The sequence below is a fragment of the Odoribacter splanchnicus DSM 20712 genome (assembly GCF_000190535.1).
In the GTDB taxonomy this organism is placed as follows: Bacteria; Bacteroidota; Bacteroidia; order Bacteroidales; family Marinifilaceae; genus Odoribacter; species Odoribacter splanchnicus.
Map to the genome: position 1 here is coordinate 1,695,996 of NC_015160.1, position 12,617 is coordinate 1,708,612.

Annotated in this window: 9 protein-coding genes; all 9 read left to right on the plus strand. The window is 40.4% G+C overall.

Annotated features, from left to right (window positions below; translation table 11 throughout):
• The first annotated feature begins 49 nt into the window (after positions 1–49).
• A complete protein-coding gene (locus tag ODOSP_RS07100) occupies positions 50–610 on the plus strand; it encodes an AAA family ATPase (RefSeq protein ID WP_013611675.1) in 561 nt (186 codons plus the stop codon).
• Positions 594–1,079 carry a hypothetical protein gene (locus tag ODOSP_RS07105; protein ID WP_013611676.1) on the plus strand — a complete coding sequence of 162 codons (486 nt, stop codon included), beginning with the start codon at positions 594–596 and terminating at the stop codon, positions 1,077–1,079. The genes ODOSP_RS07100 and ODOSP_RS07105 overlap by 17 nt, the downstream gene beginning before the upstream one ends.
• Before the next feature lie 86 nt (positions 1,080–1,165).
• Complete coding sequence (locus ODOSP_RS19205) at positions 1,166–1,618, plus strand: helix-turn-helix domain-containing protein (protein WP_228026170.1); 453 nt, start codon at positions 1,166–1,168, stop codon at positions 1,616–1,618.
• Entirely contained in the window at positions 1,572–2,036 is a 465-nt protein-coding gene (locus ODOSP_RS07115; RefSeq protein WP_013611678.1) for a transposase family protein, read from the plus strand. Before ODOSP_RS19205 ends, ODOSP_RS07115 begins: the two co-directional genes overlap by 47 nt.
• A 318-nt stretch (positions 2,037–2,354) precedes the next feature.
• On the plus strand, positions 2,355–5,666 hold the full coding sequence (locus ODOSP_RS07120; RefSeq protein WP_013611679.1) for a SusC/RagA family TonB-linked outer membrane protein: 3,312 nt from the start codon (positions 2,355–2,357) through the stop codon (positions 5,664–5,666).
• Between the two features lie 10 nt (positions 5,667–5,676).
• Entirely contained in the window at positions 5,677–7,056 is a 1,380-nt protein-coding gene (locus ODOSP_RS07125) for a RagB/SusD family nutrient uptake outer membrane protein (RefSeq protein WP_013611680.1), read from the plus strand.
• 36 nt (positions 7,057–7,092) lie between these two features.
• Positions 7,093–8,301, plus strand: coding sequence for a DUF4929 domain-containing protein (locus ODOSP_RS07130; RefSeq protein ID WP_013611681.1), 1,209 nt, complete (start codon positions 7,093–7,095; stop codon positions 8,299–8,301).
• Between the two features lie 247 nt (positions 8,302–8,548).
• Positions 8,549–9,766, plus strand: a complete 1,218-nt coding sequence (locus ODOSP_RS07135; RefSeq protein ID WP_013611682.1) for a transposase — start codon at positions 8,549–8,551, stop codon at positions 9,764–9,766.
• Between the two features lie 27 nt (positions 9,767–9,793).
• Positions 9,794–12,613, plus strand: a complete 2,820-nt coding sequence (locus tag ODOSP_RS07140; RefSeq protein ID WP_013611683.1) for a M16 family metallopeptidase — start codon at positions 9,794–9,796, stop codon at positions 12,611–12,613.
• Positions 12,614–12,617 lie beyond the last annotated feature (4 nt).

Genomic DNA, 12,617 nt, shown 5'->3' on the forward strand with positions numbered 1-12,617 from the left:
AAATCATCGACGGACGATCCGACAATAAGAAAACTTTACAGTAGCGAATATGAAAAAAATAATAGCCCTGGTGGGCATGAGCGGTACAGGAAAAAGTGAAGCGACTAATTTTCTGAAAGATCAATTTAATTTCGATCTCTTTTACTTCGGCGGTATTGTTCTCAACGAAGTCAAAAAGAGGGGTCTGGAAATCAACAATGAAAACGAGAAAATGGTAAGAGAAGATTTAAGGCGCCAACATGGCAACGGCGTATTGGCCAAAATAGCTTCGGAAACCATCGCAAAAACCGATTCGACCATTCTTTTGGACGGCCTCTATAGCTTTACGGAATATAAAATATTGAAAGAGTTATATCCGGAAAACTTTATCGTAGTAGCTATCCATTCCGATAAAGCATTGAGATATGAAAGACTCGCCCAAAGGAAATTCAGGCCATTGACCAAAACCGAAGTCGACCGGCGCGATTATACCGAGATCGAGAATATCGAAAAAGGCGGTCCTATCGCTATAGCCGATTACCATATCCTGAATAACGGCGACGTTTCGATACTCAGACAAAATCTACTGGAATTAATGGACAAAATACTCACCGATGATAACAGCAGGTAAAGTATCTGAAACGCTGGTTTTAGATGGAATCAAATGGGGAATGGGAATTCTTTTAGTACTCTTGTACGGCTCTGTTCATTCCCAATTGGAACAGTATAATCCGATCATTATCTATATGTCGCTGATTCTGTATATACTGTTGTTTTTAGCAGACTTTATTCCTTCTTACCGGCATAAAGAAAAAACCGATATCCAGTTTAAATTATTCTTATATATAGGTTCTCTGTGCCTATTTTTCATTCTGGTTTTCTTGCTCAAAGCTCCCCAATATACAGCCAGTCATACACCCTTCATCATTTCATTCTGTTTTTTTATCACGGGAAGATTACTCCTCGAGTCCAACCTGAACAGAATGATACAAAGAGAAAAAAAATTAATTAAATCGCTGGGTTTTGCAGCGACAGGCATCCTGATTGAAAAACCAGGCGGAGACGCAGTGAATTTTATCATTAGAGTTTATATTGAATAATTGATTAAAGCGTTCTTTGACTTATCTTTGTGGTCTAAAAAGTTCAATTGATGTATTACGACAAGATTCGCCACCGTAATAACCAAGTGCTTGCAGCTACAGGATTAACTACTGTTGAGTTTGATGCCTTACTAACAACTTTCAAGTACCATTGGGATGAATATTACAGCCATTTTACCTTGGAAGGTAAAGTGCGTCAACGTATATCTTACAACAGGAAGACCAGTGTATTGCCTCTGATTCAGGACAAACTGTTCTTCATATTGGTATATTTGAAGACTAATCCTCTTCAGGAACTCCATGCTATTCAGTTTGAGATGACCCAGCCCCAGGCCAATAGATGGATTCACCTTCTTTCTGATATTCTCCGGCGTACATTGAAAACGCTTGGTGAATTACCGGACCGTAATTCCAAACGTCTGATACACATTCTTCAAGGATGCGAAGAAGTATTGTTGGACGGAACAGAGCGACCTATTCAACGTCCTTTGGATGAAGACAGGCAGTCAGCATGCTATAGTGGTAAAAAAAACTCATAGCATAAAGAATAACTTGTTATGTACCAACCAACTTAGGATTGTATGGCTGAGCTCCACATACGAAGGTCATGTCCATGACAAAAAGATTTGTGATGAAGAACCTCTTCTACTCCCCAAAGGTATCAGGCTCTGGCAAGATACAGGTTTCATCGGACACAGGCCGGATGGAGTTGAAATATGCATGCCCAAAAAGAAACCTGAAGGAAAAGAGCTTACTGCTGTTGAAAAGCAAGAGAACAAGCGGATTTCCGGAATCAGGATTAAAGTGGAGCATGCCATAGGTGGTATGAAAAAATGCCGTATTGTCAAAGAACGATTCAGATGCCATAAATTCGGTTTCGAAGATATGGTGATTCTTATTGCTTGTGGATTACACAACTTCAGAATCAGTTACAAAATGAGTCATATAACAATTTAATCTATATAATGTCTATTCAATATTGATAGGTATTCTTTTCTCATAATACCTGCCATAATACCTGATTTAAGGTATTCTTGTGTTTTAGCTTTTACAATAAGTTTGTGCCGGATTTTTATTTTTTTTGAAATCCTATCCCCCCGTTTTGTTTTATGAGGTGTTTCTTAATAAACAAGAACAGGAATAGAAGGATTTGTTGAACGCTTTGTTTATGAAAAAAGAAGAAAAAATATTCAGGATATCAGAGATTATTTCTAACTCAAGTTTCGGATTTAGCATGACGAGTTAAAACGAACTATTGTTGAAAAATTTACGATTATGGAAGGTAACAATGTTTTCAGACGAATGTTGTGGATAGTGCTGTTGGTGCTGTGTTGTGGTAGTTTGTTTGCACAACAGAAGAAGTTGACGATTGATTTGAAAAATGGTTCATTTGCTCAGTTGACAGACCTGATTAAAAAGCAATCGAAGTACACATTTTTCTTTAACAATGCAATGTTGTCGAATTTAAAGCGTTTGACAATACAAGTGAATGAGGTGTCTATTGATTCTGTATTGAATCTGGCTCTGAAGGGGTCTGAACTTACTTATAAGATAAAGGATAATACGGTGATTCTGTATTCGCGAGATGCCCCTGAAGCCGGTAATAAAACCGTTAAGATTGAAGGACAGGTGAATGATGAAGCAGGAATGCCATTACCGGGAGTGAATGTTTTTATTAAGGGTACGACAGTGGGAACCGTGACAGATATGAATGGTAATTACTCTCTGGTGGTTCCGGAGGTGATGGGTATGGAGGTGATGTTTACCTTTATTGGCAAACAGACTCGGGAGGTGAAATATTCGGGAACCCGTTTTATGAATGTGGTTTTGAAGGATAGCTATAATGAGATGGAGGAGGTGCAGGTCAGGGCGCGCGCAAATGTTAATGAGATTGATGTTCGTGCAAAAACAGGAGTTGTCAGTGAGGTGGATGTGCGAAGAATGAACAATAAACCGGTGATGGATATGGCATTGGCTCTGCAGGGAATGGCACCCGGTCTGATTGTGACCAATAAAGGGGATTTGGGAAGCAAACCGGAAATCCGTATCCGAGGTACGTCTTCTTTGCGTGAAGGAGATGCAGCCAATGAGCCTTTGTATGTGTTGGACGGTCAGGTGATTTCATCGGATGCTTTTTTGACATTGAATCCAAATGATATTAAGGAAATTAAAATTCTGAAAGACGCTGCTGCCTGTGCTTTGTATGGTATTAAGGCTGCTAATGGTGTGTTGGAAATCACTTCGCAAAGAGGTACTGCAGGTAAGATGGTGTATAGCTATAGTTTCAGTGGTGGTGTGACTCTACGAGGACGTCGGGGTGTGAAGATGATGGATTCAAAGGAGAAATTGGAATTGGAAAGACGTTTGGGTAATACTGCGACACCGGGTTATCGTTATAGTGAGGATTATTATCGTAGATATCATGCAAACGATCCAAATTTGGCAGCTTTGATTGCTCAGGGAAAACAGAAACTGGATTCGCTGGCTAATATTAATACGGATTGGTTCAAAGAGTTGTTGCGCAATAATTTTTATCAGGAACATAATCTGAGTGCTAAAGGAGGTTCGGAGCAAACAAGTTTTTACGCTTCTTTGAATTATTCGCAGCAGGGTGGGCGTATTCCGGGAAATGATATCAAGCGCGTTACAGCACGATTGAGCGTTGATCAGGAGATTACCAGTAAGTTGTATGCCTCTTTGAGTGTAAATGGTGGATATTCTGTGACAAACACTCCGAATGGTACGACTTATTCTCCGACGGATTTGATTTACCAGTTGAATCCTTATGAGACGAAAGATGTAAATGCAGAACTGGTCTCTTTCCCCGGAAGGACTTATGCAGATTTGTTTAATCAGTATAGTGAAAAGACTTCTGATAAAAGAGCAGGCATTTCCGGTAGTCTTAATTATTCCGGTATTAAAGGATTGGAGATTGCAGCAGTAGCCGGAGTTGATTATGTGCTGTCTGAAAATTTGGGTATTACTCCGCCGACAGCATATTCGGAATTGACAAGTGGAGCTGACGAACGGGAAAGAGGTATCCTGACGAAGGATAAGAATACGAAAATGAATTTGTCATCTAATGTGCGTGTGACATACAATAAGATGTTCGGTAAACACGATTTGACTTTAGGTGCTAACTTTGATTATTATTCTGACCATGTTGATAATTTGGGTATTACAGGGTATGGTTTGAGTAAAAAGATGCAGTCGCCTTCGGGAGTCAATCAGTCTATTGAGGGAAATAGAAAACCTTCATTTACTTCGCGTAATGAAAAAACAGCACAGTTGGGTATCGGTGTATTGGCCGGATATTCATGGAACGGTATTTATGATTTGTTCGGAACATATAAAAGCGATGCTTCATCTGTTTTGCCAAGTGATAAGAGATGGAATTCTGCTTGGGCTGTCGGGGGTGGTTGGACATTGAGCAATTATTCTTTTTTGCGGAACAATGGGACGCTAACAGAACTGAAACTTAAAGCTTCGTATGGATGCACTGCGAGTTTGCAAGGAGTGTCGCCTTCTTCGGCTGTCGCAACATTTCAGTATTCTGAAGATACTTATGGCAATGATCAGTTGCTTTCGTTGGTTGGGTTGTATAATGCTGATTTGAAACCGGAGCAGACCATTGATATTGATGCCGGCATTACTTTGGGTTTGTGGAATCGTGTGACGTTGAATGCAGGTTGGTATCGCCGGAGGACAAAGGATGCCTTGTTGGATGTGCCTATCCCGGCTTCCAATGGTTTTACGACTTTGAGACGAAATATCGGTATTCTTGAAAATAACGGTATTGAGGGTGAGTTGTTTGTGAAGATGGTGGACCGTCCTAAATGGAGAATGTCCGGAAGATTGAGTATGGCTTATAACCAGAATAAAGTGGTCGATTTATACCATACAGACAGATTATTTACATCAGAGGAAAGTATTGTTCCTGATTTTGAAGTAGGCAAATCATACGATATGATTTATGGACCTATTTCATTAGGTATTGATCCTATGACCGGACTACCGGTTTTTAAAGGAGGTGACGGTAGGGAAATCTCTGCTATCGAACGGTTGACCAGAGATGATATAGTGGCATTGGGGCATTCGACTCCACCATATTCCGGTAGTTTCTTTTATTCTTTGTCGTATGGGAATTTTGATTTGGATGTGGACTTCTATTTTGTGTTTGGCGGAAAAAAAGCATATAGCTTTTCTTATGTCAGAGGGTTCGACAATGCTCGTTATAATGCCATTGTAGGCCAGGTGAATAATATGTGGTTTCAAGAGGGTGATGAGGGAAAAATATATCACCGCCCATATTACTCTTCTTCGGCTGTGGATAACTTGAAATTGTATGCCAATAGTCGTACTATAGGAAAAAGCGATTATCTGAGACTGTCATCGTTGTCATTGCGGTATAGATTGCCGTACAAATGGATAGAAAAAACAAAGAATGTGATTCAATATGCTTCTGTTGCATTTCAGGCATCTAATCTTTTTACCTGGACTCATTATAAGGAGTCGGACCCGGAATCCGGTTCGTTAGTAGGTACGCAACAACCGGTGTTTACATTGAAATTGAGTGTTAGTTTTTAATATATGAGTTATGAAATGGAGAATGTTTATATGTGCAATTTGCTTTTTGATAGGAGGTTGCTCGCTTAATATACCATTGGAAGATCAGTTTTCTGATCCTGATGCTATTACGGATGTATTGTCTGCCCGTTCATTGTTGGCTTCTGCCTATAAAGCTATGCCACAGCAGATATTTCAGTTGTCAGTCTTGTCAGATGATTTTTGTCCTTCCCAACATTTGAATAAAGATATGTCTTTACAGGGACTTTATAATTGGAGGGAAGTGGAGATGACAGAATTGGCAGGAACGTTGTGGGCAGGGTATTATGCGGTGATAGCGGAGGTGAATGCTTTGTTGGCACGCATTGATGCAGTGGTGACCTTGGATGAGACTGAAAAATTGGAAAAGATGCGGATTGTCTGTGAGGCAAAAGCTTTGAAATCATGGTGTTATTTTGATTTATTGCGCTTGTTTGCTCCCCGTTATGAAGGAAATGAAAATAAAGACGGCATTATTTTGAAAAAACGGGTAGAGTTGGATTTCTTGCCTCGATCTTCTGTAAAAGAGTGTGTGACGGAAATTCGTACTTTATTGAATGAGGCAAGAAATGTTGATAATACACAGAAGAATGTCTACTGGTTGTCGGATAAGGCGGTGGCATATTTACAAGTGGAATTGGAGTTGTATGCCGGAAATTATCCTGCAGTGTTGGAATTGACAAAGGATTTGGAAACAGAATATCCGGAAAGTGTGTTAGGGGCAGATGTTTATAAGTATTTGTGGAGTAGTGAAAACTCAGATGCCCGTATTTTTGGCAAGTATCAGTTGGAACAGATTTATATGGACATCCGTTTTGATACCTTTGAAAAAGGTGATTATCTGGTGCTGTCGCAGAATGTTGACTATGAAGAAGAGGATATCCGGAAAGAATGGTCTGAGATTCCGTTTGTGATGCCTGATGCAAAAAATGTTCGTCTGTTGGGAAAATATAATAAGATGAACAGGGATAAGGTAGCAAGTAAGTATGTGAATGTAGCAAGAGCCGCCGGAATGTGGCTGATGCGGGTGGAGGCTTTGGCTCGTTCAGGGAAAGAGGGAGATGCTGTAGCTTTGGCAAATCGTATGTTGAAGCAGAGAGGTGCTACGGAATGGAGCACAAATATTGCTGGAAATGAATTGATAAGCAAGATATTGATAGAAAGACAAAAAGAGTATGTCGGTGAAGGCATCCGTTTTTTTGATATGAAAAGATGTGGTCTTTCTGCTATTCGGTATGGTACTTATGGTGATAAAGTAATGGGTATCGTTAAGGCGGATGATTACCGTTGGACGTTGCCTATTCCGGCAGGAGAGTACCGTTACAATACATCTGTGGAACAGAATGATGGATGGCCTAAACTGTCCGTGTAAGAGATATTAATTATGAACCATATAAAAACAAAAATTATGAAGACAATAAGTAAATTAAAAAGTGTGCTGGTGTTAATGGTCTTCGCGGCAGCTATTTTCAGCTGTTCTGATTCGAATGAAACGGATTATACCGGAGTTAATTCGATCTATGTCAAAACTAGTGAGGCCCCTGTAATGATCGCTTCGGATTCAACACCTTTAAAAGGGTCGCTTACATTTACACGTGCTTATGACCAGCCGGTGGCGTTGGAGATGACAGTAAAATATCAGACGGAAGGTGTGAAAGATTTAGTAACGATACGTCCTGCTGTGGTTACCTTGCCTGCCGGTTCGCGTAGCGTTGATTTTGAAGTTGTTTCCAATAAAAAAGAGATAAGCGAGGCGGTGTTGATTGAAATCAGTGTCAAAGAGCCCCTTCCACAAAATGACATGCAGGTGAAAGAAACATTGCGTGTAAATGTGAAACCTTATTTGACTGCAGAGGATTTGACAATGGAACAGCAGGCTTTGTTGGAAGGCTATAAGAATAAGGGGGTGGATTTGACGAAGTGGATTGGCGTAATTCCTGTGAAGGTGACGGTGGATGTGCCGCCAACTGAAGGATTGGCTTCTTTGGTAGATGGAATGAAAAAAACATATGAAAGCAAAAGTGTTATCACTTTGAGTGAATATGCAACTGTTGATCAGCCGATATTGAAGATAACTGAGAATCCGATGGGATTGACGGAGTTCTTGTATGATATCTTGCGTAAGGAAACGGTTTGTAATGATGAATATTGGTATGGAGAATATGCAGGTAAGTATTATCAGAAGATGATGGATTTGATTGGACTAACAAAAGATAGTCAAGAAACATTCTCTGTATCATTAGACAGCATTCGGGTGAATATGCCGCAGAATGGTGAGTCGAATGTTGAATTTTTGGGAAGAGTCCTGGATAAGTATAAGGAATCGGTATCTGTGGTACCTTTTGTATATAATTATAGTGCCTGGAATCGTTTGAAAGAAAAAGTTGATGCAGGAGATGAAACAGCTATTGAATGTGTGGGCTATGGTGCAACTGTCAATCCGGTGGTTTACTTGGTAAATTCTTCTATTGATTCTGATTCTTGGAAAGACTCCAGCAGATGGGTAGAACCGAAGGGAACTTTGAAGGGTAAGAAATTGACATTTCAATTTAATTTTGATCATTATAGTGCAACAGGATATACTAAGATTTCTGTAGAATATACTTTGCCTGAATAATAAAACTTGATTACGATGAAGTAATACTTCGGTAAATTTTTACCGAAAAATTAAAAGTTAAACAATAGAACCGGCAAAAGTCGGTTCGAAAACATTAAAGAGGTCATTGATATGTTGTCAAAAACGAATGGTTAAGCATGAAGAAATGTGCTGAAAAAATGGGCTAACCTGCTGATAACAAAGGTGAAAAGTATTGCATAATTCGTTGATTTTTTTAGTAAATTAGAAGTTAACTACTCATCTAATTATGGCTAAAGAAACACTCCTTATGCAATACCAATCCGAGTGCCTGTCGGCTCTCAAATCAGTCGTGAATATACACAAACCTTTTGAAAAAACGTTCATGGACACCATGAAATTATTCATGGCCATCCCGGATCGTATAAACTTCCTCCAATTGGGCAGGTATGGATGTTTTTCGGAACAGACCTACCGTAACCTTTTTGAAAATGAAACTTTCGACTGGTTTGCGTTCAACGCCTCTATCATCGGCAAGCATCTCACAGGCAAAAGAAAAGCCATCGCCATCGATCCTTCCTATATCCCCAAGTCCGGTCATAAGACACCTTGGATCGGTTACTTCTGGTCAGGCTGTGCCGGGGATTATAAGCGAGGATTAGAAATCATGGGCATCGGTGTCATTGACATCGACAACCATGAATGCATGACTTTAGGTTCCATTCAGACACCGGACTGTAAGACCTTGGATAATATGGGTAAGAACCTGGTTGACTGGTATAGCAGCTATCTTATCAGTAGAAAAGACAAGCTACAGAGCATATCCGGAACGGTGGTTGCAGACGCATTCTTTTCCAAGGAAACTTTCATAACGCCTATGTGTGAGAGTGATTTCCATGTCATCAGCCGCTTTAGGAACGACGTAGTCCTGTACTATCCGACATTGGAAAAGAAAACAGGAAAACGTGGTCATCCCAAGTGGTTTGACGGCAGGATTGACTTTGCCAATCTGGATCTGACCCGGTGCAAGGAATACGAGGTGAACAAGGGAAAACTATACGGATTGAGGGTATATGCAAAAGCTCTCAAAAGGTATGTTTCCTTGGCCGTCCGGTATCCGATGGACGGGAGGACAGACAAGTGGCAGCTTTATTTCTCTACAGATGATTCCATGGATGGACGCGAAGTCCTGGATTATTACAGAACCAGGTTCCAATTGGAATTTTGCTTTAGAGATGGAAAGCAGCATGCTGGAATTACCAACTGTCAGTCAACTGACTTCAGAAAGTTGGATTTTCACTTCAATGCATCGCTTGCTGCTGTCAACTTGACCGAAGCGGCATGTAAGAGGCTCGGAATAGCCTATTCCATATCCTCTTGCAAGTCATTCATACACAATGCGTATATGCTTGAACGATTTATTTGCGTGTTTGGGATTAACCCAGACATGCAAGTTATTGACAAATTTTTCAAAGAACTCATTTTATTTACTGCCAGAGCCGCTTAGGCTTGGCGAATTTTTAACGAACTATTGATGAAGTATTGTTTGACTATTATTTTATTGTGCATTTCTTTGCTGGCTGTGTATGCGCAAAGAAATACACCGGCAAACGATTTGATAGCGTTGCCGGAAGGTACTGTATATAAACAGTTGCCTAATGGTTTGCATTATGTTGTTAAACAGAATGATATACCGGGACGGAAAGTGGAGTTTCGTTTGATTTTACGTGCAGGCTCTATCTTACAGACAGATAATGAGGGTGGATTGGCTCATTTCTTAGAACATATGGCATTTAATGGTACGAAGAATTTTCCGGATAAGGGGATTGTGGAATATCTGGAGTCGTTGGGAGTGAAATATGGATTCGGAATAAATGCTTTTACCGGTTTTGACCGTACAATCTATATGTTTTCCATGCCGACAGACAGACCGGAGGAATTGGATAAGGGATTGCTGATATTGAAGGATTGGTTGACCGGTATTGAGATGAATCCAGACCAAGTGGAGAGGGAGAAAGGTGTGATTTTGGAAGAGGCCCGCGGATATGATACAGGAGATCTTTTTTATGATTTGAAAGTGGGCAAGACCCGTTACAGTCAGAGAATGCCTTTGGGAACAGCAGAGGAGATAAAGAGTATGACTGCAGATAAATTAAATGGTTTTTATCGGAAATGGTATGTTCCGGAATTGGCAACGGTGGTTGTAATAGGGGATTTGAAGGTTGCTGAAATGGAACAGAAGATTAAGAAACTGTTTGGGGATATTCCGTCCGGTAAATTGAAGGGATATAAGCAGTATCCGTTGGATTATAAGGAAAGTATTGTTTGTCAAAAGCTTAAGGATACGCTTATCAATCGTTCAACCTTGGAGTTGATTATACCCAAGGTGACAAAGGTTCAAGCTACTTATGGAGACCGAGTGCAGAAAATGAAGGAGCGGTTGTTAGTGGCTGCCATTAATGCCCGTTTTACTGCTTTGAATATGCGTGTGTCTCTATCAGATGATTGGTATCTGAGCGATAAAGACCATTTGGTGTTGTCTGTGAGCGGTGATAATGATAAGGAGATTAAATGTAGAGTGACAGAGGCTGTCAATGTCTTGAAACAAATTCGAGAACAAGGCTTTTACGAACAGGAATTAGCACGTTTGAAGGAGAATGCTGTGCAGAAACTCAGCCGTATCTATGCTGTGAAAAGTTCAGATCAATGGTGTGAAGATTTTACAGATTTGGCGATTTCTGGCGAACGTTATGTGACTGATACGCTACACAACGCTTGGTTGGCTGCTCAATTGAACCGTGTTGAAAGTAGAGAGTTGCAGAAGTTGGTATCTCAATGGTTTGCCGGTTGGAAAAAAATCCGGGCTGCATACCATTATAATCCAGGACGGGCTGCTGAATTATCTGAAGAGGATATTCTGGTTGCTTTGAAGGAGGGTGAAAAAAATCCATATAAAGAGTATGAATATGTGGCAAAAGAACGAGAAGAACGGGAACAAGTGGAAATTCCTGATTTCTTGACACGTAAGTTTACTCAAGCTCATTTGTCCGTGGCTTCTGAACGAAAAATAGAAGGTTTGGAGGTGAAGGAGATTTGTCTGACTAACGGTGCTCGTATAATTCTTAAATGTACGAAGGATGGGGAACGACAAATTACGTTAACAGCCTTTGCTAAAGGTGGTGCGTCTGTATTGCCTCCGGAAAAATATTCTCAGTTGGAAGGAGTGGCCGGTTATATGGAAATGGGTGGTATTGAGAAGATGGATTATGATGCTTACAATGAAATGTTGAGTCAGGAAAGTATGGCTTTTTCTGTGACTTTCGAACCTTATTGGCATGGTTGGATGGCAATGGCTCCCGCTGATAAAGCAACGGAGTTGTGTCGATTGGTTTATGAGAAGTGTTTTTATCCTGAAAAACGATATGACGATTTTGAAGAGGTGAAAAAAGAGATGTTGGAAAATATGGGAGAGGAAACTGTGTTGTCAAAGATGCTAAAGAATGCTCCGGATAGACAGATGTCTGCCAGAATTGATGAGTTGATGGGAAATGCACTGGTAAATGGTTCGATGGCTGACAGTCGTGAAGAGGTTGAGGCGATGAATTTGGATAGTATTGCTGATTTTTATCGCCAAATATATACGAATCCTAATGGACTGGTATGTGTGGCTTGTGGCAATTTTGATATGGCAGAAGTAGAAAGGGATTTAGTGGCTATGTTGAGTATGTTCCCGGCTCAGGAAAAACCGAATGATTGGGTGTTGCCCGATTTTACTTATCCCAAAGGCGGTTTCAGAGAGATATTTCCTAATGCTAATGAAGGACAGACTATTTTTGATTATCTGTATTATGGCTCTTATGAAGCAAGTTTGCGTAATTCATTGATGTTGAAGTTAGTGAGGGATGTTGTACGCAACCGTCTGCTTAGTGTTTTGAGAGAGCAGGAGTCATTACTTTATTCTCCTTATATGTTGTTGTATCATAAAGGTTTGCCGAGAGCCGGGTATTATTTTGATATCAATGCTTCTGTCGATACGAAGAATATGGGTAAGGTGGATAAGTTGTTGAAGGAAATTATCCGTGATGTACAGGAAAATGAAATTGATGCCGAGGAGTTGGCTGCGCTACAGCGTTCTTTTGTAGTGACACGTAGAGAAGTGGTGAATGACTATACAACTGCCGAGTGGAAGAAATATTTGACAGGAGCTTTGCGGGATGGTGAAACATTGGATGATTTGGCGCAGTATGATGAGATATTGTATTCTATTACACCAGCTGATTTAAAGGAGGCTTGCTGCAAGTATTTGAATATGGAGAATAGTGGTCTCCTGATGATGCAAGGAGAGGATAAATGATTGA